This is a genomic window from Streptomyces sp. GS7, assembly GCF_009834125.1.
In the GTDB taxonomy this organism is placed as follows: Bacteria; Actinomycetota; Actinomycetes; order Streptomycetales; family Streptomycetaceae; genus Streptomyces.
This window is the reverse complement of sequence record NZ_CP047146.1, coordinates 6,285,211-6,308,363: the sequence shown is the minus strand read 5'-3', so window position 1 is coordinate 6,308,363 and position 23,153 is coordinate 6,285,211. Positions and strand designations below refer to the sequence as shown.

At 67.9% G+C, this 23,153-nt stretch carries 19 protein-coding genes; 5 read left to right on the top strand and 14 right to left on the bottom strand.

The window, feature by feature from the left end:
- The first annotated feature begins 40 nt into the window (after positions 1-40).
- Positions 41-193 (top strand): hypothetical protein, encoded by a 153-nt coding sequence (locus GR130_RS27450; protein WP_159507193.1) that lies wholly within the window; start codon positions 41-43, stop codon positions 191-193.
- Between the two features lie 25 nt (positions 194-218).
- On the opposite strand, the gene GR130_RS27445 is transcribed toward GR130_RS27450, so the two are convergent.
- The 12 genes from GR130_RS27445 to GR130_RS27390 form a co-directional block, all read right to left on the bottom strand.
- A complete protein-coding gene (locus GR130_RS27445) occupies positions 219-3,101 on the bottom strand; it encodes an AfsR/SARP family transcriptional regulator (RefSeq protein WP_236573538.1) in 2,883 nt (960 codons plus the stop codon).
- A 408-nt stretch (positions 3,102-3,509) separates the two neighbouring features.
- Positions 3,510-3,872 (bottom strand): response regulator transcription factor, encoded by a 363-nt coding sequence (locus GR130_RS27440; protein WP_236573536.1) that lies wholly within the window; start codon positions 3,870-3,872, stop codon positions 3,510-3,512.
- A gap of 634 nt (positions 3,873-4,506) precedes the next feature.
- Positions 4,507-4,989: an SAM-dependent methyltransferase gene (locus GR130_RS27435; RefSeq protein WP_159507191.1), complete on the bottom strand. Its 483-nt coding sequence runs from the start codon at positions 4,987-4,989 to the stop codon at positions 4,507-4,509.
- A 15-nt stretch (positions 4,990-5,004) separates the two neighbouring features.
- Positions 5,005-6,330: an ATP-grasp domain-containing protein gene (locus tag GR130_RS27430; RefSeq protein WP_159507190.1), complete on the bottom strand. Its 1,326-nt coding sequence runs from the start codon at positions 6,328-6,330 to the stop codon at positions 5,005-5,007.
- Between the two features lie 12 nt (positions 6,331-6,342).
- Positions 6,343-7,095, bottom strand: a complete 753-nt coding sequence (locus GR130_RS27425; RefSeq protein WP_159507189.1) for a class I SAM-dependent methyltransferase — start codon at positions 7,093-7,095, stop codon at positions 6,343-6,345.
- The gene (locus tag GR130_RS27420) at positions 7,085-8,146 is read right to left on the bottom strand and encodes a hypothetical protein (RefSeq protein WP_159507188.1); all 1,062 of its coding nucleotides are present in this window, start codon (positions 8,144-8,146) and stop codon (positions 7,085-7,087) included. Before GR130_RS27420 ends, GR130_RS27425 begins: the two co-directional genes overlap by 11 nt.
- Complete coding sequence (locus GR130_RS27415) at positions 8,140-9,186, bottom strand: PLP-dependent transferase (RefSeq protein WP_159507187.1); 1,047 nt, start codon at positions 9,184-9,186, stop codon at positions 8,140-8,142. The genes GR130_RS27420 and GR130_RS27415 overlap by 7 nt, the downstream gene beginning before the upstream one ends.
- A 17-nt stretch (positions 9,187-9,203) precedes the next feature.
- The gene (locus tag GR130_RS27410) at positions 9,204-10,676 is read right to left on the bottom strand and encodes a radical SAM protein (RefSeq protein ID WP_159507186.1); all 1,473 of its coding nucleotides are present in this window, start codon (positions 10,674-10,676) and stop codon (positions 9,204-9,206) included.
- Between the two features lie 121 nt (positions 10,677-10,797).
- Positions 10,798-11,298 carry an SAM-dependent methyltransferase gene (locus tag GR130_RS27405; protein WP_159507185.1) on the bottom strand — a complete coding sequence of 167 codons (501 nt, stop codon included), beginning with the start codon at positions 11,296-11,298 and terminating at the stop codon, positions 10,798-10,800.
- Positions 11,299-11,324: 26 nt separating this feature from the next.
- Positions 11,325-12,359, bottom strand: coding sequence for a thioesterase domain-containing protein (locus tag GR130_RS27400; protein ID WP_159507184.1), 1,035 nt, complete (start codon positions 12,357-12,359; stop codon positions 11,325-11,327).
- A 135-nt stretch (positions 12,360-12,494) separates the two neighbouring features.
- Complete coding sequence (locus tag GR130_RS27395) at positions 12,495-13,733, bottom strand: MFS transporter (protein WP_159507183.1); 1,239 nt, start codon at positions 13,731-13,733, stop codon at positions 12,495-12,497.
- Entirely contained in the window at positions 13,730-14,479 is a 750-nt protein-coding gene (locus GR130_RS27390) for an alpha/beta fold hydrolase (RefSeq protein ID WP_159507182.1), read from the bottom strand. Before GR130_RS27390 ends, GR130_RS27395 begins: the two co-directional genes overlap by 4 nt.
- Before the next feature lie 184 nt (positions 14,480-14,663).
- On the opposite strand from GR130_RS27390, the gene GR130_RS27385 reads away from it, so the two are divergent.
- Together GR130_RS27385 and GR130_RS27380 are read left to right on the top strand one after the other, a co-directional pair.
- Positions 14,664-16,163: an amino acid adenylation domain-containing protein gene (locus GR130_RS27385; protein ID WP_159507181.1), complete on the top strand. Its 1,500-nt coding sequence runs from the start codon at positions 14,664-14,666 to the stop codon at positions 16,161-16,163.
- Between the two features lie 445 nt (positions 16,164-16,608).
- Positions 16,609-17,064: an SAM-dependent methyltransferase gene (locus GR130_RS27380; protein WP_159510255.1), complete on the top strand. Its 456-nt coding sequence runs from the start codon at positions 16,609-16,611 to the stop codon at positions 17,062-17,064.
- A gap of 447 nt (positions 17,065-17,511) precedes the next feature.
- On the opposite strand, the gene GR130_RS27375 is transcribed toward GR130_RS27380, so the two are convergent.
- Both GR130_RS27375 and GR130_RS27370 read right to left on the bottom strand, forming a co-directional pair.
- Positions 17,512-19,278, bottom strand: coding sequence for an amino acid adenylation domain-containing protein (locus tag GR130_RS27375; protein WP_159507180.1), 1,767 nt, complete (start codon positions 19,276-19,278; stop codon positions 17,512-17,514).
- A 295-nt stretch (positions 19,279-19,573) separates the two neighbouring features.
- Positions 19,574-19,810, bottom strand: coding sequence for a hypothetical protein (locus GR130_RS27370; RefSeq protein ID WP_159507179.1), 237 nt, complete (start codon positions 19,808-19,810; stop codon positions 19,574-19,576).
- Positions 19,811-20,898: 1,088 nt separating this feature from the next.
- Between GR130_RS27370 and GR130_RS27365 the strand changes: the two genes are divergently transcribed.
- Together GR130_RS27365 and GR130_RS27360 are read left to right on the top strand one after the other, a co-directional pair.
- Positions 20,899-22,458, top strand: a complete 1,560-nt coding sequence (locus GR130_RS27365; protein ID WP_443043675.1) for an RHS repeat-associated core domain-containing protein — start codon at positions 20,899-20,901, stop codon at positions 22,456-22,458.
- A 47-nt stretch (positions 22,459-22,505) separates the two neighbouring features.
- Positions 22,506-23,078 (top strand): hypothetical protein, encoded by a 573-nt coding sequence (locus tag GR130_RS27360; protein ID WP_159507178.1) that lies wholly within the window; start codon positions 22,506-22,508, stop codon positions 23,076-23,078.
- Positions 23,079-23,153 lie beyond the last annotated feature (75 nt).

Sequence of the window (23,153 nt, the reverse complement as noted above, 5' to 3'; positions counted from 1 at the left end):
GGTGACGACACAGCGGCAGCACCGGTCACCAAGGAGAAACATGCACAGGAAGCTGGCAGGACTCATCGGCATCCTTTCGGCGGCCGTCCTGGTTCTCGGCCTCGACGCGACGGCCGGGTCGTTCGCAGACGGCGCACAGCGCACTCACCGCATCGTCGCCGACGACCAGCAACCGGGCTGGACCACACCGTGAAGCGGTCACCGAGATGGTGTGCGGGTCAGTCCAAGGAGTCGAGCAGCGCGGTCGCCGCCGCGCGATACTCGGCCGACGAGGCGGTGTCACCGAGTGCCCTTGCCGCATCGGCCATTCCGCTCAGGGCTCTCGTTTCTTCCGCACGGTACTGGATTGCGGCAGCGAGCTGATGTGCGTGGGTGTGCAGGGACAGGGCCCTGTCGTGCTCGTTCCTGCACCGGCACAGTCCACCGACGAGGTTCTCGACCTTTGCCTGCCGCGTCGGACTGCCACTCGCCTGCGCGAGTTCGAGTGCCTGTCCGGCGAAGCAGGACGCCTCTGACCGCCGGCCCAGGTATTCGGCCACCTCGGCGGAGAGTGCCAAGGTCAGAGCAACGTCTCCCGGAGCGCTCGACACTTCGCACAGCGCACGGGCCTGGGTGAGACAGGCGTCAGCCTTCTCATACGCCCCAAGGCCAACGTGAGCGAAAGCCAGGTCGGTCAGCGCCATCACACGGTTGTTGCGGTCGTCGAAGGTCCGGTGGAGCTCCAGGGCCTGACGTGCTGCGGCGGCCGCCTCCTCGTACCTGCCCCACTGTGCGTACAGCGTGCTGAGGTTGGTGAGGGTCTGGGCCTCCGCCCTCGGTACCTTCAACTCCCGCTCCAGTGCGATCGCGTGCTCCAGATGCGGCAGCGCTTCAGCGTGGCGTCCGAGCACGGTCAGCAAGAGCCCGATCGTGGACTCGCTGTGTGCCTCGGTGTGCCGATCACGGAAGCCGACCGCGATGCCGCGCCCTTCTGTGGCCACCGCGAGCCCCTCTTCCAGAAGCCCCAGTTTCCAGCACGCCACACCGAGGTTGGACAGGCTGATGCCGAGCAGCGCCAGATCCTCGGCCCGGCGTGCGGCCTCGACCGCCATCCGCCCGAGATCCCTGAACTCCTTGAACTGCCCGCGGGCGTTGAGCCAGAAGACGACATTGCGTGTGAGACATACGGCGTGACGGTCGAGATCGCTGCGGTGGGCGAGCGAGACGGCAGCGATCAAGCTGTCGTGTTCGCGGTCGAACCAGCAGGTGCAGTTCGCCGTATCGGTGAGAGGCGGCAGTTGACCGAGGTAGTCGGGTATGCCGGTGGCGCGGCTTTCGCGGCCGGCGAAGAGCACCGTGCACGCCGACTCTGTGGCGGTCACGTAGTAGTCCAGGAGACGGCGGACGGCTGCGGTGTCCTCCTGCTCGGTGGCGGGGTGGCGACGGCTCTGGGCGAAAGTGCGCACAAGGTCGTGGAACCGGTACAAGCCGATGGCGGGCTGCTGGAGGAGATGTACGTCCAACAGCCGTTCCAGTACGTCCTCGGCGCCCCGTACGTCCGAGCCCAGCATGGCGGCCGCCGTGTACACATCGATGTCCGGGCCCGGGTGCAGGCCCAGCACGCGGAAGGCGGTGCGGTGTTCCTCGTCCATGGCCTGGTACGACAGGTGCAGGGACGCCGCGACGCTGCGTTCACCGGCGCTCAGCTCTTCCAGCCGCTGGGTCTCGTCTCGCAGCCGATCCACCAGGTATTCCACGGTCCATCGCGGGCGGTTGCGCAGCCTGGCGGTCACGATGCGCAGCGCGAGGGGCAGTCGGCCGCACAGCTGGACCAGTTCGGCGGTCGCCGCTGGCTCAGCGGCCACACACGCCGCACCGAGTACTTCCTCGATCAACAACAGGCTGTCTTCACGGGACATCGGGCCGATCGAGAGCCATTCGGCTCCGTCGAGGTCGACCAGCCTCGCCCGGCTCGTGACCAGGACCAGGCATCCCGGTGAGGCGGGCAGAAGGGGAAGGACCTGCCCAACGTCTCTGGCGTTGTCGAGCAGAAGCAGCAACCGGCGGCCGGCCAGGGTGGAGCGCCACAGCGCGGTGCGGCCCTCGATGTCGTCGGGTATGCGGTCCCCGGGGGTGTCGACCGCTCTGAGCAGCACACCGAGGGCGGTCGTCGGGGACACCGGTGATTCGTCGGGCGTGAAGCCGCGCAGGTCGAGGTGGAGCCGGCCGTCGGGGAATTCCCCCGCCACTTGGTGGGCCGCCCGCACGGCGAGAGACGTCTTGCCGCTGCCGCCCATTCCGTCGATGGCCACGATCCGGCTGGTCCGCTCACCGCGTTCCTTACCGGCGGTGATGCGGGCGAGAAGTGCGTCGAGTTCCTTCCGGCGGCCGGTGAAATCGACGAGGTCGGACGGCAGAGTGCAAGGGACCACGGCCCTGTCGGCCGGGGGCGCGGATGGCTCCTCCGGTGGCTCGTGAGCCTGCGTCGGGTGAGCCGGGGGCAGCGGTTCCGCAGGCGCCAGCTCCGGGGCTTCTCGCAAGATCGCCTCGTACAGTCCGCTCAGCTGCGGTCCGGGGTCGATTCCGAGTTCCTCCTGGAGGAGTTTCCGGACCCTGTGGAACTCCTCAAGGGCCTCGGCCTGGCGCCCAGTGCGGTACAGCGCGAGCATCAGCTGTCCTCGGAGGGTCTCGCGCGTGGGGTGGCGTGTGACGGTGTCCCGCAGGTCGATCACCAACTGGGCCGCATCACCGAGGCCGAGGCGGATGTCGAAGAAGCGCTCGGCCGCCGCCAGCCGGCGCTCGTCGAGCATGGTCGAGGCGGCCTCGATCAGCGCACTTCCCCTGCCTTCCAGGACCGGGCCGCGCCACAGCCGAAGGGCCCGGCGCAGTTCCTCGGCCGCGTGCGAGGGGTTGTCCGCAGCGGCTGCTCCGCCGGCTTTCGTCAGGTGGGTTCCGAACTCGATCAGGTCCAGCTCATGGTCGGCCGGCATCGCCCGGTAGCCGGGGCCGTCGGTGACGATGAGGCGGCTACCGTCCGGGATGCGCCGACGCAGGTCGGCGACGGCCTTGCGGGTCTGGTGCGCGGCCGTCGCGGGTGGATCCTCGTCCCATGCGGCCTGCACTAACCGGGATACGGGCACCGTCCTGCCCGGTTCGAGCAGCAGAGCCGTGAGTATGCGTTCCTGGATCACTCCCCCCAGACGCAGTCGGGTGCTTCCATACCACCCCTCCAATGCCCCGAGGATGTTGAACCGCAGGGCTCCATTCTTCCCAGACACGGATACCTGACCCCCTGTTGGCCACCAGACTCTGATCTGGGCATTGGCACCCGATCATAAGAGATTGACCTCGTGATAACAGAGATAATACAGAGGCGAATTCGGAGCCCCTGGTTCCGCCGGGTTACGACCTGTTGGTATTTTCCGAGACGCCTCCAGTGTGCGTGCTCCCGGAATGGTTCGGCTTCACTCTCCGGCGAAGGCAGCGCAATGGAAATCGTTTCCCCGAGGGGACGCCTCCACGGTCCCCTTTCACGAGGGGCTGAGGCTGAGGGCAATGCGAGTGAGTTCGGCCTTGTTTCCGACGCTGAGCTTCGAGCGCACCCTCTTGACGTACGTGTCGACGGTGTGCTGGCTGATCCCGATGCGTCGTGAGACCTGACCGTGCGTCATTCCGGCAGCAATGAACCGCAACACCTCTTGCTCGCGAGGGGACAGCACATCCACCGAGCGGCCAACCGACGATGGGCGGATGGCGTGCAGTTCGGACACGCGCCGCAGCACCTCATCGGGCGTCACCCCGGCACCCATGACGACGGTGCTCGCGCCGCGCCCATCGGTCTGCGACCACTCCTTCGATGCGGGGACCATCGGCCCGTCTTCGACGAACAGCACGTCGACCTCCTCTCCCGGTCCGGGGAGAGCGGAGGCCGACACGAATACGATCTCGGCGGAGGACCGCGTGGTCAGCAGGTGCGTGAGGCCCATGAGGACCCACGGCCGACTATCACAGATGGCAGTTCGCATACGGGCAGCGTCCGCTCGGACCTTCCCGATCCGATCCCGGTGCGGTCCCGGCTCCCGCCCGGCCCCCCCGGCCTTACTTGCGTATCCACTTGACTATCGGCGGCGGCCGGAGGTCTACTGATGACCGGCGGCCTACGCCCAGAGGGGAGTGGGGTATGCGCCGTCGAAGACACTGTTCCTGAAGAGACGGTTCGGGTAGGGCGGGCGCCTCCCATTCGGAAGATCTGCCGAGACATTTCTGGAACGGAGCACGCCTTTCCCATCAGAGGAAAACTGGTTCTCTGATGCTGTCTTATGGGCCGGCGGCATATGGTCGAATATTCTGTAGTGAACGCGATTCACGTTGGCGGGCAGCCTGCAAGGCTGCGAGCCCACAGGCTCGAAAAGAGCCGGAGTATCTCTGTCTTCACGTAGCGCCCCTGGCCGCTGACCACAACGCCCTTGGCTCGCGGCCTTCCGGTGCGCAGACAAGTACCGTTCGATGGTGCCGGTGGGCGGTAGGTCAGTAGTAGTGGCGCATGATCTCGGTGGCCCAGGCGGGTTGGGTGACGGTTCCTTGGGGGCTGAATTCGGTCATGTAGGGCTTGATGTCGAGGACGGGGGTGTCGTCGATGGCGTCCAGGCCCTGGACGTGGAGGTCGAGTCCGTCGATGTCGAGCAGGCGGCAGCGGGAGACGCCAAGGCGGTTGGGGCGGTTCTTGCCGCGCTGGGCGAAGATGCCGGCCAGGGGCCAGTCGGTGTTGCCGCGGGGGTGACGGGCCCCGGTCTCGATCCGGTCCACGGGGACGCGGTGGAAGTGGTAGACGACCTCCAGGTGGGAGAAGGCGTCCAGGCCCGCGACCGCGTCGGGGCCGAACCGGTCGGCATCCAGACGGATGACGGCCCGCTCCGTACCCCAGTCGTCGTCCCGGACCTCACCCCGTCCACCGACCACCCGGCCCACCGGACGACACACCACCTCGGAAGGAGTGTTGTTCTCGGACATGTCTTGCACCTTTCGTCAAAGCCTCGGAAATTCAGAGGAGTTGGTCCACCGTATCGATCGGCCGACCCACGTCGGCGAGCGGACCTGTGTGCCGCGCCAAAAGCGGCCCAGCCGGTGCTGTAGCTGCTCCAGCAGCGTCCCCAACTCGGCGTGAGTGGAGACGGATCCGTACAACACACCGATCGCGCCGGTCGTGCCCCGTCGCCAGTCGGTGTACCAGGCGTCGGGCGGGGAAACCTCGACGAGATCGATCCCGGGCAGCTCCGCAAGTCCTTGGAGGAGCGACGGCGGCCCGGGCCGCAGCAAGCCACCGGGAGGGATCAGGAGATACTGAAAGGCCACCCGGTCCCCGCACCTCGGTGCGGGCTGCGGTGCAGCGACAGGAAACCCGAGCGCCAGCCGCAGCACCGCCGCCACCATGTCGTACCCCGTGTGGCGCTGCACGATCTCGGCGACGAAACCGCCCAGCCGTCCGTTGACCTCGATGATCTTCGGTCCGTCGGTGGTGAGCTTGACCTCGGTGTGGGTCGCCCCGTGCCGGATGCCCAGGGCACGTACCGCCGCTTGCTCCAGCCGTATGACGTCCGTCGCGAGAGTGGGCGGGACGGCAGCGGGCAGGACATGCCCGGTCTCCCGGAACGGCGGGACCAACGGTGGCTTTCCCGTGACGGCCACGGTCCGCGGCTCGCCGTCGACGATCAGTGACTCCACGGAGACGTAGTCGCCCCGGCCCGGGCCCGTCTGCCCGGGATCCCCGCGCAGATACTCCTCCAGGACGAAGTCGCGCTGCGCTTCCCCGGCGAACTCCGCCAGTTGGGAGCGGCATTCGTCGGCCGAGGCGACCAGGCAGGTGTCCACGCTTCCGGCGCCGTGCCTTGGCTTGAGCACGGCGGGCGTCCCCACCAGAGCGAGTGCAGAGGCGGCCTGGTCCGGGTGCCGGACCAGTGCACATCCGGTGCGCTGGACACCGCTCTCCGAAAGTGCCTTCCGTTGCAGGTACTTGTCGGTCAGGGCGGCCGCGGTCTCTCGGGAGTGGAAACGCAAGCCGCAGTGCTCAGCTACCGCCGCGGTGAGCCGCAGCCGATGCTCGCTGAAGGTGACGACGCCCGCGGGTTCCAGGCTCTCGGCGAGTCGGCACACCTCCGTCTCGCCGAGGTCCGTGATGTCCGCAACCTTGGCGTGCCCCGCGATCTGCCGCAACTCGGTTGCCAGAGAGGGGTGTTCCCGCTCGCAGAGGAAGACCACCCGGCACAGTCCCCGCGCAGCGGACAGGATGCGCAGGGGGCTGGCGGATCCCTGGTCGTGGACGACCAGGAGAGTGGGGAGGGCGGGGTGTGCCATGGAGTGCCTCCGTCAGGCGCGGCGGGCGGTGAGGTTCAGCCGTACGTAGTCGACGACCGGCTCGGGCAGGCGGGCGGCGACCGCGTGGACGAACTCCTCGTGATCGGACTCGGGGAGCCGGTCGAGGTGAGAACCGAGGACCACGGTGGCCAGGTAGCTCCACAGCTGCTCGCCGGGCTCCAGCCGGGCAGGATCGGGCAGCAGGTTGACCTCGATGTCGGTGAACCCGGCGTTCCGCAAATGCTTGGTGGTCTCCTCGACGTCGGCGAAGTACCAGATCTTCTCCTTGTCGTCGGTCTTCTTGCCGAGCACCTCCTCCACGGCTGCGTTGATTCGCGCGACGTTTCCCTGGCCGCCGCACTCGGCGACGAACTGGCCGCCCGGGCAGAGGTGCTGTGCGAGGTTCGCGAAGAGCGCGGTGTGGTCGGTGATCCAGTGGAAGGTGGCCACGCTGGTGATTGCGTCGACCTGGCAGGAGATCGGCAGCGGTTTGGTGAGGTCGGCCTGGACGACCTCGACCCGGTCGATCCGGTCGGCCAGCTTCGTGCGGAGCTGGTCGAGCATCCGGCTGGAGCCGTCGACCGTGATCACCCGGCCGTCCGGCACCAGGTCGAGCAGCGCGGCCGTGTCGCGCCCCGTGCCGCAGCCGGCGTCCAGGACGGTCTCGCCGCCCTTCAGATCCAGCCGGCCGAGGGTGCGCTTGCCCCACTGCTGGTGGGGCAGGGGAAGCGAGTCGTACGTCTTGGCGTCCCATTCACGGGGCACGGTGCTGCTCCTTCGTGTCGTTGACGGCGCTCGTGCCGTCGTTCTCGGTGTGCTGCGCGGGGACCGGTTCGCCGTTCAGGACCAGCCGGACCTCGATCGGGTGGGCGTCCCTGACCAGCCGCAGGGCGTGGCCCTCGGCGAGCCAGCGGCGCATGGCCCGAGCCGCCGTGTCGCCGTCCACCGCGGGGTCGGCGGGCAGCAGTTGGACGAGGACGTTGCGGAGTCCGGCAGGGGCGACCTCAGTGGAGTACGGTCCGCGCAGGTCGATGCGGCCGGAGGCGTGGACGGAGGCGGGTGGCGTGTCCGGGGCCGTGGTGGGATCGGCGAAGCTCAGGGCCTCCGCTGCCAGTGCGGCCAGGAAGTACTCCTGGGCGCTGGGCGCGAGGTCCGCGCCGAACAGCTGCTTGGGCTGATCGGACTCCGCGTGCACGCCGTCGACCTCGGCGAGCACATGGGTGCCCACCTCCCACATCACCCGGGCCGCACGCCTCCGCTCCGGCACGAACGGCTCCGTGCCCGGCAGGACGGGCCGGCTGGTCAAGTGCACGTCCTGGGCGGTCTGCACCACAGCCTTGATGTCGTTGGGCTCATCCAGGGTGCGGTGGGCGCTGCAGCGCTCGCGGGCCGCAGCGAGCGCCCGTCGGGCCTGCTCGACCAGGACATCACCCTCGATACGTATCTCGTACGCGAGCCTGGCCGCACCCTCGCCCCGCGCGAACTCGACGCACGGCAGCACCTCCAGCAGCGCCGGACTGCACCCATCTCCGGTCAGCTCGGTGACGACGCTTTCCGCCACGGACGCGCCCAGCGCCACCAGCAGCGAGCCGACCGGGTCGAGGCAGCCGTCCGCACCGGATCCGCACCGCTGGTCGATGTCGAAGGTCCGGGCCACCCGGGTGGAGCCGAGCCGCATCGGCTCGGTCCGCACCCGGCAGCGGTCGGCGACAGCGGGATGCGCCGCCACACCCATGCTCAGCTGCGCCTCCCAGGAGTCCTCCCGGATCTGCTCGGCCAGGGCCCGCCTGGCGCGCAGATCAATGCCGTTCAGCATCGCTCTCCTCCGTTGCTCTGCTTGAGGGCCGTGCTCTGTTCGAGGGCCGCGTCCAGAGCCCGCCGTATCCTGCCGACAAGCGCGTCGCCGTCTTCGGCGCCCACCGACAGGCGCACCAGCTGCCGTGAGACACCCGCCTCCCGGCGCACCCGCTCGCTCAGGTGGGCATGGGTGGTGTGGACCGGGAGCCGTGCCGACGTGCCGAGCGGTGTGCCGTCGCCGCGGCAGGCGTCCAGCACCCCGGACAGGTCCCTGACCTCCGGTACGACTTCGAAGGACAGCAGTCCGCCGAAGCCCTGGTGGGTCTCCAGGGCCCAGGGCGCCTCGTCGTACGACGGCCGGTGCACTGTCCGTACGGCAGGGTGCCCGCGCAGTGCCTCGGCGACCCGCTCGGCGCCCGCTCGCTGAGCGGACAGGCGTAGTTGCAGGGTGGACAGGGAACGTTCCAGCAGGTGCGCCGCCCAGCCGTCCACCTCGCCGCCGAGGCGCGCGCACTGCTCGGCGATCCGCGGCAGGTACCGGTCCAGGCCGGTGACCAGGGCGGCGCCGACGTCTCCCCAGCCGTCCAGGTAGGGGGCCGTGTCTTCGATGACAACCACGGCACCGGTCTCCAGCGGCCGCAGCTCGGCGGGCGACAGCACGGTGTTGTCCACGACCAGCAGCAGGTCGTTCATCTGCGCGTGGATGGCGACCTCGTTGACCGGGCACAGCCGCATCAGCGGATCGCTGAGGGACTGTGTGTAGACGACCTGCGTCGCGGGCCGTACGGCGGTTGCGACCACATCCACGTCGGTGCAGTCGACGAACGTCACCGACCTTCCGAGGCCGGTGAGTTCCTGGGTGAGCATGCCGCGCAGCGGGTCGCAGGTCTGGTCGGAGGCGATGATGTGGCCACCTCGGTTGGTCAACGCGAGCAGCGTGCCCATGGTGGCGGCCACGACGCCGGGTACGAGCAGTGCCGAGTCGGCGCCGTGCAGGGCGGCGAAGGAGTTCTCGACCCGGCGGGTCGAGCCGTGGGCCGGGGCGGCGGACGTCGTCATTGTCGTCTGTTGCACGGTCACCGCCGGCACACGGGCGCGTCGGACAGGCCGATGCGCTGGTGGAAGTAGTGGAAGATGATCTCCTCGTGCAGCGCCTCACCGTCCAGGGTCGGCTTCAGCGCGGCCCCGTCGGCAACCTCCTCGATCAGCCCGCGCTCCAGCAGCTCCGCGAACGCCGAGGCGAACGGTTCCATTTCGAGCAGATCGGCGCCGAATCGCTCCCGATAGCGGTCCAGGACGATCGGCTGGTTGGCCTTGAAGTTGAAGCCGAGCGCGGTCCCGATGGCTTTGTGGCCGGACAGGCGCCGGCCGAAGCTCAGCGGCAGACCCTCGTTGTTCTGCATGAACGACACGTACTTGCTGATGTCGGTGATGTTGTGCGTCTGGAGGAACTCCTCCTGGTCGCCGGTGAGCCAGCCGTAGGCCCCGGGACCGTACGCGATCATGGTGTTGTAGTGCTCCCACTTGTTCTTCGACGTCTGCGGGATGTTGCCGCCCTCGTAGGTGCCCGGTCGGCTCCACCAGCCGCAGGGGCTGGGGTAGTAGCCCTGTTCGAGCAGGACCTCGACGGCCTCCTGGCGCATCGCGTACGTCGATTCCAGGTCCGGGAACCGGCCCTCGCTGATGAGGCGTTCGCGCACTGCGGGGTTGTTCCACACCGCCCGGTTTCCGATGCCCATCTCCTCGCGGTCGGCGTTGCGCAGCCGGTAGATGGTGATGGTCGGGACGCCGAGGCCAGTGAGGATCTCCATGTCGCGGCGTACCGACTCCGGGGTCTGGTAGGGCAGGCCGAACATCATGTCGACGTTGAAGGGACAGCCGGTCGCGAGCAGGTTCTCGACGGCCTCGATCGACTGGGCAGCGGAGTGACGGCGCTTGGTGAAGTCGTTCACCTCGTCCTGCAGGGACTGCACACCGAGGCTGAACCGGTTGAAGCCCAGCTCCCTGGCCGTCTCCAGGTGGTGACGCTGGAAGTTCTCCGGGTTGCCCTCGATGTTGAACTCGATGCCGTCCGCCAGGTCGTAGTTCTCACGGGCATGCTTGACCAGTGGCTTGATGAAGTCGGGGTTGTTGAGCAGCAGTGCGGCGGTGCCACCACCGATGTAGAAGGACTCGATGCGGGCGTGCGGCATCCAGTCGTAGCGGTCCAGGTAGCGGCGGGACTCCTCGATGAGGAGCTCGGACCACAGGCGCAGCGCGCCGTCCTCCTTGCCCCGCGGCACCAGTCTCTTCACGTAGTTGCAGAAATGGCAGATGTAGTTGCACAGCGGGAGGTGGAAGTACAGGTGCGCGGGGTGGCCGGCGCCCGGGAACGTGCCGTATTCCGCCGCGAGTTCGTCGCCGCTGAGCCGGTCTCCCTCGTTCGAGGTGACGTTGATGTTGTACTCGTCCCGGGGGATCTGGAGCTGCGGGTTGCGGTCGAGGAGGCGACCGAGGTTGAGTTCGAGATCAACCGTGGTGCCACCGCGGTTGGTGGTGAGGACGGACAAGGTGGTCTCCTTGGCTGTGAAGGGAGCCTCGGTCAGCTTGTGGCCGGGTCCGGGGCGTGGCGGAGAGGTACCGGGAAGGCAAGTGCCGCCGTCGAGCGCGACGTGCCCGCGCGGGGCGCCGTCAGGTGTCGTAGTAGGCGGACATCGCCGTGTGGAGCCAGGTCGGTTCGCGTACCGTGGCCGGGTCCGGCTGGAAGAGCTGCTGGTACGGCTTGACGTCGAGCACCGGCGTTCCGTCCAGCGCGTCCAGGGCCCGTACGTGCAGTGTGAGGCCGTCGACGCTGACCAGCTCGCAGCGTGACACGCCGAGCCGGTTGGGGCGCTCCTTGAGCCGCTGGGCGAGGATGCCGAGGTGGGGCAGGTCCGTGCGGCCCCTGGGGTGGCAGGCGCCGGTGACGGCCGCTGACTCGGGTACGCGATGGAAGTGGAAGACGACTTCGAGGTGGGAAAACTGTTCCAGACCGGTCACGGCCTCGGGGCTCAGGCGCGCGGGGTCGAGTTCGATGCGCGAGATGACCCCGCCCCAGCGGTCGTGCTCGGGCACGCTGCGAGGGGAGCGGACGACGCCGATGGGGGTCAGGCTGCAGGAAGGTGAGGATTCTTCGGGTAACGGCAGGGGCATGGGCATTCCTTTCCGCACGAAGGCCGTCACGAGGCCGGTGCGCCTGTGGACGCCAGGTTGAGCTGCTCGCGCAGGCGCCGGCCCAGGACCTCGACCTGGCCCGGCTCGACCATCGTGAAGTGGTCGCCCGGGACGTCGCAGACCGCGGCACGGGCCGCGAACTCGCTCCAGCCCAGGTCGTCGGGGAGGGAGTCGCCCTCCAGCGAGCGGTCGGTGACGCGGAATACGGTGACCGTGCCGTCGTACGGCTGGATCCGGTAGGCCGCCAGGGCGTCCAGGTTGAACTGGTACATGTCGACCATGCGGCGCAGGCGGTCGGCGTCGAAGTCGGCGGGCATGGTGCCCGCGGCGACGGCTCGCTCTACCAGGACCTGCGCCCTGGTGTCCGGGGTCAGGCCGCGCAGCCAGTCGACGTCCAGGTTCAGCTTGAGCCCGCGCCAGAGCAACGCGCGCAGGGCGAAATCCGGGTCGCCGCTGGGTTCGACGGTGATGCGGGTGTCGAGCAGGCCGACGAGCCCGACGCGCTCGCCGCGTTCCGTCAGCCGGCGGGCAGTCTCATAGGCGAGCAGCCCGCCCATGGAATAGCCGATCAGGTTCCACTCGGCGCCCTCCGGGTGGACGGTGCGCAGCTGCTCGATGAAGCACTCGGAGATGTCCTCCAGCGACGACAGGGGCTCCTCGCCCGGCAGCAGGCCGACCGACTGGACCGCCCAGAACGGCTGGTCGAGTCCCATGGCACGGGCGATGGGCGGGTAGAGGAGCACGGTCCCGGACACCGGCGGCAGGGCGTAGACGGGGCTGCCGCCGGCGCCCTGCTGGATGCGGACCAGCTGGCCCTTCCGGTCGGCGGTGCCGCGGCGGACGATCTCGGCCAGCTCGGCGACGGTGGCCGCGGAGAGCAGGTCGGCGGCGGTGAGGTCGACCTGGAAGAGCCTGCGCACCTCCACCGTGAGCTTGATGGCGAGCAGTGAGTGGCCGCCGAGCGAGAAGAAGTCGTCGTGGATACCGACGTCGTCACGGCGGAGCAACCGGCGCCAGACGTCGCAAAGTTGAAGTTCCACGCCGTCACGGCCGGCGTCCGAGGACGGCACGGTGGTGGATTTCCTATCGGATATTGCGGTGGATTTCGCGGTGGGGTGCGGGTGAGCCATCGTCTCCCTCGTCTGATGTGTCGTGGCTGATATGCGGAGCGCCGTTCAGGCAGCGGCGGCCGGCGCAGGGGTGGCCGTATCCGCGCTGGTCCGGCGGGTCTGGGCCCAGCGCACCGCTGGCGCCATCGAGAGCCCGGCGGCCAGGAACACCGCCCCGAGCAGCAGCCAGCCGGGCCTGCCCCAGTCGATCAGGAGCAGGGTCAGCGCGACCGGGCCGAACATCTGGACGGCCCCGATCCCGGTGTTGAACAAGCCCTGGTACTGGCCCTGTTTGTCCGCGGGCGCGAGTTCGTAGCCGATCACCCAGGAGCCGGCCGATTGCACGATCTCGCCGTACACGTGCAGCGCCGCCGCCACCAGCAGCACCACCGTCGCCGTCACAGGACCGCGGCCGGCCGACAGCGCGAAGGCCGTGCAGCAGCCGAGCAGGACGACTCCCGCGAGCCGGAAGGCCCGGACGGCCGAGCGCAGTTCGCCGATCCTCTTGGTGACGGGAACCTGCAGGGCGACCACGGCGAGAGTGTTGAGCAGGAGCAGTACGGCGGTGAGCGCGTGCGGTGCGTCCGTGCGGAGCGCGATCCACAGCGGGAGGATCACCTCGAGGATCGGGATATGCAGCAGCATCACCATGTTGATCACTGCGAGCAGCGCGTACGGGGTGTCCCGTAGTACCGCGAACCGCGGCTCGCCCGGGCGGCGCTCCGCCGAGGGCGGTACGGCAGGCAGCCGCAGGAACATCAGACCGCAGCCAATGAAGCTCAACGCGTTGAGGGCGAAGGTAAGTCGGTAGGCCGTGTCGGTGTCCCACAGCAGAGCCAGACCGCCCAGCCCGGCTCCCGCCGAGACGCCGACGTTCGTGACGACACGAATCTTGGCGCGGACACGCACCAGGTTCTCGGAGTTCAGGACCGCCGGGATCAAAGCCTGCCGGGCGGCGTGTGCACCACGTTCGAAGAGCGCGTACAGAAAGGCGATCACGACGAACAAGGCATACGAGTCGGCCGTCAGGTAGGCGGCAGTTGCAACGCCGGCCAGGGCGAGGAGCGCCGCCGCAGTGCCGCGCGGGCCCCTGCGGTCGGCGAGATGTCCGAAGGGAACACCGGCGAACAGCCCCGCGATGCCGGCGATGCTGAGTCCGAGGCCGAGCTCGGACGGGGAGAAGCCGGCGATCCGGGTGAAGTAGAGGGCGGAGCAGGTCAGAAAGGCGCCGTTGCCGAGGGAATTGACGAGATTTCCCAGAACGAGGGTGCGGGCCGGCCCTTCCTCGATGAAACGGACCTTCATGCGGCATTTTCCTTCTCATCGGTTCCGGGGAATTGACCACTATAGAAATCGCGCATCGCGGAGGCGATCTGGTCCGTATTGCGGTAGCAGTCGGCGTGGGATCCCCGGATGGTTTCCACCGCGAGCGCCTTGCCGTCCCGGTGGGAGAGGCGTTCACGTTCGTCGGCCGGGATGTTGCGGCTGTCCGCTGCGGCCAGCACCAGTACGGGGATGTCCAGCCGCTCCAGCAGGTCCGGGAGGTGCCCGAAGTCGTAGGTCCAGCGCAGCAGGCTGCCCTCGACCCACTCGTCTGCCACGTGCAGGGCGGGGTGGGCGTCGAAGGACTGGTCGATCAGCACGAGACTGCGCACCTTGGCCGCACCCCAGGTGACCGCAGAGATGGCTGCCACCAGTCCTCCGTATGAGTAGCCGACCAGGTGCAGGTCGTCCGGGAGGGCGTCGGCGAAGCGGTGGAGGTCGGCGGAGAAGTCCAGCACCGAGTAGCCCCATGCCGGCCGGTGGCTGTCGCCGTGCGCGCGCAGCGAGGGGTAGACGGCCACCGAACCGGTCGGGCACAGGGCGTCGCCGAGCGGTCGCAGCTGTCCTTTGTCGCCGCCGAAACCATGGATCAGGAGCATGTTTCCCGGGGCCGAGCCGACCGTCCGCCGACCGGGTACGGCGTCGTAGTCCAGCAGCTCGACACCGCTGCCGCCGCCAGCCAGTGCCGGCTCCGGAAGGCTATGCCTTTCCTTTTTGACAGTCGTCATCAAAATCAACTCCCTTGGGAAAGACCGAGGTTGGCGGCGACCCCGGGCTCAGCCAGATTCCATTCCGGCGGTACGGAAAGTCAATGCCGATCCGCGTCCCCGGAAGTGGGTACGTGACACCACATGTGAAGGGGGTCGAATATCTGCGAAGGGATTCCGAAAGACCGATCTGGAGGGCTGTTCCTTGGGGTTCGGACTCATCCACCAGGCCGTCGCGCACCAGGCCCGGACGGCACCAGGCGCCCTTGCGGTGGTCGACGGCGAGATACGGCTCGACTACGCGGCCCTCGACGCCATAGCCGACGTCTGGGCAGCCGCCCTGTCAGCCGCCGGCGCCGGCCGGGGCATGCTGATCCCTGTCCTGCTGCCCCGCTGTGCCCGTCTGTACGTCGCCCTCCTCTCCATCCTCAAGTGCGGTGCCGGTTACGCCGCGTTGGACCCGAGATGGCCGCAGGAGCGGATCGACGGTGTACTGGAACAGCTGGGCGCTCCCGTGCTGGTGACCGACACAGAGGAGTTGCCGGAGCAGTGGATGATATGGCGGCCGCCGGCCGACCTGCCGGCCCGGACCTGCACAGTCGATTTCCAGGCGTACGACGGCCCGGCGGATGTGCCCGCCTCGGTCTTCTTCACCTCAGGAACCAGCGGTACGCCGAAGGGGGTCGTCTCCCCGCATCTCGCCACCACACGACTGTTCATGGCGGACGGGCCGCTGGGCTTCGGGCCGGGCGTCGTCATGCTGCAGGCGGCACCGGCCGCCTGGGACGCGTTCTCGCTCGAGCTGTGGGGGACGCTGACGACCGGCGGTACCTGCGCGACCGCGACCGAGGACTATCTGCTGCCGGACACTCTGCGGCGGCTGATCGACGCCCATGGCGTCGACACCGCCTGGCTCACGGCGTCCCTCTTCAACCTCTTCACCGAGATAGACCCGGACTGCTTCCGCGGCTTGGGGCGCCTGTACATCGGCGGCGAACGCCTCTCGACGTCCCATGTGGGCAAGTTCCTCGGCCTGCACCCCGGTATCCAGCTGTTCAACGGATACGGCCCGGTGGAAAGCTGCGTGTTCGCCACCGTGCATCCCATCACCGCGCCGGACTGCGAGGCGGAGTACGGGGTTCCGATCGGCCGCCCCGTGCCCGGCACCGACATCCACGTCCTGGACGAGGAAGGCAGGGAGTGCCCGCCCGGCACTGTCGGCGAACTGTGCATCAGTGGTGCCGGGCTGGCGCAGGGCTACCTGCGCGACCCGGCGCTGACGGCCAAGCGCTTCCAGGAGTGGCCATCCCACGCCACTCGCCTGTACCGCACCGGCGACGATGGATTCCGGGATGCCGACGGCGTCTTCCACTTCACCGGTCGCGCCGACCGCCAGGTCAAGATCCGCGGCTATCGCATCGAACCGGAGGAGATCGAAGCGCACGCGGGCCGACTGCCCGGTGTCTCGCACTGCGTCGCCGTACCCGTACCCGGCGAACTGGGCAACTACGACCGGCTCGCGCTGTTCTACACGTCCTCCGGCGAGGGCAGCAGCCCCGCCGACCCCATCCTGTTGCGCCGTTCACTGGGGTTGAAACTTCCCCCACACGCCGTCCCGGACGTCGTACGCCGCGTGGACCACCTACCGGTCACGGCCAACGGAAAGATCGACCGGTCGAAACTCCTGGCCACACTCACCCCCTGAGCGCGACGCGCCATAGGCAATCTCCGCCCCGCAAAGACCGAACCCCCAGAGAGGCACCGCCCCCATGCCCGTCATCACCCTCCTCTCTCCCGACCCGAGCCCTGGCCGGCCTGCCCTCGCGCAGGTCGCCAAGGCGGTCACCACACTGCTGCGGATCCCGGCGGAGCACTGCTGGGTGACCTGGCAGCGGCTCGAGCCCGACGCGGCACACCGCCTGGACTGGGAGCGGGCCGCCGTTGGTGCGCGTGCCCCCATCGGCTTCATCACATGCAAGGCGACCTATCCGCGCGAGACCGTGGGGCGGCTGCTGGTGCTACTGCGCGACGAGTTGGGCACGTTGTTGGGTGTGTCGCGCGAGGAGGTCTATCTGACCGTACGTCGGGCCGTACCGGGTGAGCTGCTGGTCCGTGGCGGCGTGTGGGACGGTGACAGTGGCACTTCCGAGGTGGTGTGTCGTCCGGTGGGCCGGGTGGTCGGTGGACGGGGTGAGGTCCGGGACGACGACTGGGGTACGGAGCGGGCCGTCATCCGTCTGGATGCCGACCGGTTCGGCCCCGACGCGGTCGCGGGCCTGGACGCCTTCTCCCACCTGGAGGTCGTCTACCACTTCCACCGCGTCCCCGTGGACCGGATCGAGACCGGGGCCCGTCACCCCCGCGGCAACACCGACTGGCCCCTGGCCGGCATCTTCGCCCAGCGCGGCAAGAACCGCCCCAACCGCCTTGGCGTCTCCCGCTGCCGCCTGCTCGACATCGACGGACTCGACCTCCACGTCCAGGGCCTGGACGCCATCGACGACACCCCCGTCCTCGACATCAAGCCCTACATGACCGAATTCAGCCCCCAAGGAACCGTCACCCAACCCGCCTGGGCCACCGAGATCATGCGCCACTACTACTGACCTACCGCAGCACGGCAGCCATGGGCAATCGCCTGTACGTGGGCGAAGAGCCGTGCCCGGAACCGCGGTGTCGCGCTGCGACCACCTGAGGGGCAGAGTGCTCGTCTTCGACAGCTGCCCGCCCCTCACCGGGATGCTGTCGGCGAATCCGACGGGCTTGCGTGACGGTGGCCTTGTGACCCCGATGGGGTTGTGCAGGTCGTGGTGTTCAGGAAGGTTCGGGGCCCCGCCTTCTGCAGCTGGGCCCCGAACCACTTCCCACTCGTTCATTCACGCACGCTGCGGAGCGAAGCCCATGCCCCGGCCGCTTCGGCCATCGCTCTGATCCATGGTGCGTCGGGATGGCGTTGAGCGAACGTCCGGTGCATACATGCGGTGGACGCCGAGAAGGCGTCGATCGCCCGAGTGTCCGCCTCGGCCCATGCTGTGCAGCGGGCAGCCCAGGATTCAGCGGCCTCGGCGGTATGCCCGGCCGCGATGAGTTGGACGACGAGGCATGCGGGGTCGATGAACGCCGCACCGCGGCGGATAGCCAGCTCGTGCCTTCCGTTGGCGGCAGCCGCAGTCCGCCAACTCGACGTCGGTGTTTGTGATGCTTGCGGCAAGCGGGCGCAGTCGTCGCCCCGTGAGAGTGACGGGCTGGGCCCAACACCCGGCAATATCCTTCAAGTTGGAGGGCTGGGTGTAACGGACGTTGGGGATGTCGAGTTTCGCCCGGTCCAACTCCAAGCATTCTGGGGCTGCTTGCAATTGCGTGGAAAGTTGTAATGTTGTGCGACAATTGGTACTGGGCTCTCGACCTCGGGCACTGTAGAGGTCTGGACCACGGCCGCCGCATGACCTCCGGGAGTCGACCTGTTCCCCGGCGTGGCGCCGCCGATGCTGACTTTGTGCTGACTTGTTGACCTTGAAATGCCCTCTGACCTGCGACGATACCTTGCCGTGCCTCTTCGGATTCAACTGGTCGTCCTGGCGGCCGAGATAGAGCAGCGTCCCCTCAGGAAGCACTTCGACCAGGTCCCCGGTCCGGTAGGCCCTGCCGCTGCCTCCCCCCAGATCGCGTTCGTCCATGAACCGCCCTGCGCCAGCAGGCTGTCCCAGATATCCCGCGGCCACCGAGCGGCCCGCGATCACCAGTTCCCCCGGCGTCCCGGCCGGCACGGGACGCAGTTGGTCGTCCACCACATATGCCCGGCTGTTCCAGGCCGGAGTCCCGATGGGCACGGTGGGCGTACGCAGCGGCTTCGTACTGTCGAACCGGTAGGCGCAACAGCCCACCGCCGTCTCCGTCGGACCGTAGTGATTGATCAGTCGTACGCCGTCGATGCGAGATCCCAACGAGCGGATGAGGGGCACGTCGAGGCCCTCGCCCCCGAACATCAGCGCCTGCGTGATCGAGGCATAGTCAGGTGGCTCTTCGAGCGCTTCGAAGAAGCGCGCGTGGGACGGGGTCAGTTTGATGAACGTGTGCCTGGTCCGCCGCGGGCCGAACAGGGTCTCCTGGTCCCACAGACCCTCGACCGTGACGACGCGGTGGCCATGAGCCAGCGGCACCCACATGGAGGTCATCGCAAGGTCGTAGCCGAGACTGGCGAACAACGGACTGCCGCTGCCCGACCGGCCGACGAGCCAACCGCACCAGGCCGGATAGTTGGCCAGCGACGCGTGCTCGACCTGAACTCCCTTGGGGGAACCTGTCGATCCCGAGGTGAAGATGACATAGGCGATGTCATCCGGCCGCGGCGGCTCGCGGTCTGGCGGCCCGGCGATGTCCTTCAGCTCGCTCACGTCCACGACAGGCACACCCACGTCGAGCAGGCCCGCCGTGGCGGACGCGTTGTCGTGCACCAGGGCGGCAGGGGACGCGCCGGAGAGGACGGCCGACACCCGCTCCTTGGGATGCGTCGGGTCGATCGGCACGTAGGACGCCCGCAACATCATGACGGCGAGCGCTGCCGCCAGCACCTCACCGGTGCGGTCGGCCCACAGGGCGACGCGATCGCCCGGCCCGACACCGGCCTCGTCCAACCCGGCCGCTATCACCAGGCTCCGATGCCATAACTGGCCATACGTCCGGAGCCGATCCGCCGACTCGACGGCGATGGCATGTGGCCGTGTCCTCGCGTGGTGCCGCACCATCCGTACCAGCGAATCCGCGGCGACTTCACGGACGGCACCGACAACCGGACCGGGATGTTCTCTGGGCACGGTCATTGAGGCTCCCGCTCGATTCCACGCGGTCCTCACGTACGAGGCAGCAGTAGTCCAGGGCGTCAAGCCGAACGGCTCGCCGCGCATGAAGCCGAGAGACGCGCCCTGGGGAATGCGCCCCGCTGGAGTTCCGCCGACATGCACAACTGCCGTACGGTTACCGTCGCGTACCGCCTCTGCGATCCCGGACCGCCCCCGACTCCGAGGCGACGGACAGGAGTCCAGGTTCGCCTCCCTGCCGGAACCACGTTCTTCAGCGACAGGCTAAATTCGCAGGCCCGCACCGAGCCCGTGGAAGTCAGCCGATATCCTGCAGCAGGCCCTCAATCGCCTTCATACGGTCGCTCAGCTCGGTGAGCCGGCCTTGGACGGCCTCCTGGTGGGCATGGACCTCCTCGGCCAGCTTCCGATATTCGGCCATGTCCTGCGCATCGGCACGATGCGTCTGCAGCCTGAAGTGCGAGACCACAACCGTGGTAATGCTTGCGGCAATGATGAAGATCACGAGGATGGGGATTAATGTGCCACCATTCATTCGGCATGCCTTTCCAATTGTGTGAGCCAGATTTCGGGTCGGCGTATGCGAGAGCGACCCCGCATCACCTCGGCGAAGGACGTTCGCCCGATCCTACGGATCAGTTGCCGCTCAGATCCGCCGTCACCAACAGTTCCGCCCGCGCCGGCCCATCGATCGTCCATCAACCGTGGCGCATGTAACGGAGTTGGTCACGGAGAGAAGTGCGGGAAGGCCGGCTCCCCATGGCGTCGAGTGCGGCATGGCGAGTGCCGAGTGGCGTGGGGAGCGTGGTCCAGCAGCGACGCGTCCAGAAGGAAGGCGGGTTCAGGTCTGTTCAGGTAGACCGGGCGGGCACCGCTCGCGGCGACGCGGCGGGGCTGTGCTGTCGGCGACCGGCACGGCGGCTCCGGCAACATCCGCCGGCCGACGACCCGGCACGGGGGGTCGAGGGGACGCGCAAGAGTCCTGGACCGGCACATCGGCCGTCGGCCCGGAGGGTCTCAGGGCGCGCCGCGGCGGAGCATCTGCGCCGTCAGATAAGCCAAGGGTGAGCGCGAGCATGACACCGACCCAGAGCATCACGTAGATCAGCACGGCGATCAGCCCGAAGCCGCCCAACGTGCTGGTGGTCGTCTTCCAGGGGACGTGGGCCGAGGGACTGCTCGATTTCCGACCCGCTGGGCCAAGTCACCACCTTCGAATACGGCCACTTCGACCAGCTCAAGGCACGCACCAACCCGGACGGCGCACGTCACGAGTTCGAGTACGACACCGAACTCAGGCTCACGCAGGTCACCAACCCACAGGGGCTGACCTGGCGATACGAATACGACGCGGCCGGGCGTCTGATCTCCGAGACGGATTTCGACAACCGCACCCAGGCCTACGCCCTCGACGCGGCGGGCCGTCTGACCTCACGCACCACACCACTCGGCCACACCATCCGCTTCACCCACGACGCACTGGGCCGTACCACCACGAAGCACGTCGACGGCGCGCTCACCACCTTCACCTACGACAACTCCGGGCGCCCGGCCCAGATCACCGGACCGCACTGCGAACTCACCTACACCCGCGATGAGCTCGGCCGAGTCGTCGCCGAAACGGTGAACGGCCGTACCACCACGTACACCTATGACACCCTGGGCCGCCGAATATCGCGCACCACTCCGACCGGCGCGGTGAGCACCTGGACCCGCAACGCGGCAGGACGCCGCACCGCACTTGACATCTCCGGCCGCACCCTGGCCTTTGCCCACGACGCACTCGGTCAGGAACTCTCCCGCACCCTCGGCGACCTCACCTTCGCCCACACCTACGACGCCCTCGGCCGCCTCACCGAGCAGCACGTCACCTCACCAACCGAATCCCTCCAGCGCCGCGCCTATACCTACCGCGCGGACGGTTACCTCACCGGCATCGACGACCACCTCAACGGCCCCCGCCGCTTCGAACTCGACGCCACCGGCCGGGTCACCACCCTCTCCGCCCGAAACTGGACTGAGACCTACGCCTACGACACCGCCGGCAACCAGACCCACGCCGCCTGGCCTGACCACCACCCCGTCTCCGAGGCGCGAGGTGAGCGCACCTACACAGGCACCCGCATCAACCGCGCCGGAGGCATCCGCTACGAATACGACGCAGCCGGCCGCACCATCCTCCGCCACAAGACGCGCCTCTCTCGCAAGCCCGACACCTGGCGCTACACCTGGGACGTCGAAGACCGCCTGATCGCCTGCACCACCCCGGACGGCACTACTTGGCGCTACACCTACGACCCCCTCGGCCGCCGCACCGCCAAACTACGTTTGACCGAAGACGGGCAAAACGTCACCGAACAGGTGGACTTCACCTGGGACGGCACCACACTCTGCGAGCAGACCACCCTCATCCACGGCCACTCCACTCAAGTCACCCTCACCTGGGACCACCAAGGCCTAGCGCCTCTGACGCAGCGCGAACGCCGCACCGCAGCCCAGGCCCCGCAACACGAGATCGATGAGCGCTTCTTCGCCATCGTCACCGACCTCGTCGGCACCCCCACCGAACTCCTCGACGAACAAGGCGCCATCGTCGCCCGAACGCGCACCACCCTGTGGGGCACCACCGCCTGGAACGCCAGCGCCACTGCCCACACCCCTTTCCGATTCCCCGGCCAATACTTCGACCCCGAAACCGAACTCCACTACAACTACTTCCGCACCTACGACCCCGAAACCGCCCGCTACCTCACCCCCGACCCCCTCGGGCTCGGCCCCGCCCCCAACCCGTCTGCCTACGTCCACAATCCCCAGACCTGGGCCGACCCCCTCGGACTCGCGCCATACAAATGGGATCCCGCGAAGGTTGACGAGCATTACGACAAACATGCGTACGGCGAGGGCGCGAGGGACGGAAAGCCGGACATGCCGGAGTACCAAGATCAGCACGATAGCGATGACGGGTTCGCTCGTTATGTAGCAGACTCCGAGGCTTTGTTCCGCGACCCGAAGCCCCCTGAGGGGGTTCGCGAAGTTGTACGCTCTCATGATCAAGCCGTGCTGCGTATGGACCCGGAGGGCAGATTGGCTATCGCGCACAATGGGAAGATCACGAGTTACTTCCGGCCCGGCAGTAGCATTGCGGAGGCGCATGAGTATATGGACAACGAGAGTCAGCGTTAATGTAAACTTCATCTGGCAAGTCTTTTGAGTTCTCGGAGGGTGTACCCATGGATCTATCGGAAAGACTCGCGCGCTGGCGCACCTTTGCGGAGGACTGCCTGGACGGCTATCCATGGGAGGTCGAGGAATTTCTCGTGGACGTGAATTCGCGGAGCACCCTACAAGAATTGATGCCTGCCTCTCGTGAGGATCGTCCTGGCGACTATCACCTGATCGCAGCGGAACTCGATGCGGTCGACGCATCGCTGAGGTCAATTTTCGATATCGAGGCGTTTCCCAAGATGTCGCCATCGGAGTGGTGGCTCCGGTACGTACCGTCTTATGCGGCACGCGACTTCTGTCGTGAGTTCAAGAGTGCCTACGGGATTTCTATCGCCGCCCGGTCGAAGTTCGATCTGGACGTCGATGCGATGACGCAACTCTCTGCCAGCGGTGTCGCGCCTGCCGATATCTGCCTGAAGGTGGCAGAGGAACAGTGGTATGTGGCCAAAAAGCCCGCACTGCTCTTCCTCGCCTGCCGCCGCTCACTCTCGATGGACCGGAGCGCTCGGCGTGCACTCTGGTCCTGGGCGACCGGAAAGGGTTCTGAGTCTGGCCTGCGGGCGGCGCTGGGAAAGTAGGAACCGCGGTGCAGGCTGCGCAGCGGCCCCGCTGGTCATCTGCCACCACAACCCCGGCCCCGGCTCTGAAGGCAT

Coding starts and splice junctions, on each gene's coding strand:
- GR130_RS27415 (WP_159507187.1), bottom strand. CDS start 9,186: ATGACGACGTCCGCCGCCCCGGCCCACGGCTCGACCCGCCGGGTCGAG.
- GR130_RS27405 (WP_159507185.1), bottom strand. CDS start 11,298: ATGCCCCTGCCGTTACCCGAAGAATCCTCACCTTCCTGCAGCCTGACC.
- GR130_RS27390 (WP_159507182.1), bottom strand. CDS start 14,479: ATGACGACTGTCAAAAAGGAAAGGCATAGCCTTCCGGAGCCGGCACTG.
- GR130_RS27395 (WP_159507183.1), bottom strand. CDS start 13,733: ATGAAGGTCCGTTTCATCGAGGAAGGGCCGGCCCGCACCCTCGTTCTG.
- GR130_RS27420 (WP_159507188.1), bottom strand. CDS start 8,146: ATGCTGAACGGCATTGATCTGCGCGCCAGGCGGGCCCTGGCCGAGCAG.
- GR130_RS27435 (WP_159507191.1), bottom strand. CDS start 4,989: ATGTCCGAGAACAACACTCCTTCCGAGGTGGTGTGTCGTCCGGTGGGC.
- GR130_RS27430 (WP_159507190.1), bottom strand. CDS start 6,330: ATGGCACACCCCGCCCTCCCCACTCTCCTGGTCGTCCACGACCAGGGA.
- GR130_RS27375 (WP_159507180.1), bottom strand. CDS start 19,278: ATGACCGTGCCCAGAGAACATCCCGGTCCGGTTGTCGGTGCCGTCCGT.
- GR130_RS27360 (WP_159507178.1), top strand. CDS start 22,506: ATGGATCTATCGGAAAGACTCGCGCGCTGGCGCACCTTTGCGGAGGAC.
- GR130_RS27370 (WP_159507179.1), bottom strand. CDS start 19,810: ATGAATGGTGGCACATTAATCCCCATCCTCGTGATCTTCATCATTGCC.
- GR130_RS27450 (WP_159507193.1), top strand. CDS start 41: ATGCACAGGAAGCTGGCAGGACTCATCGGCATCCTTTCGGCGGCCGTC.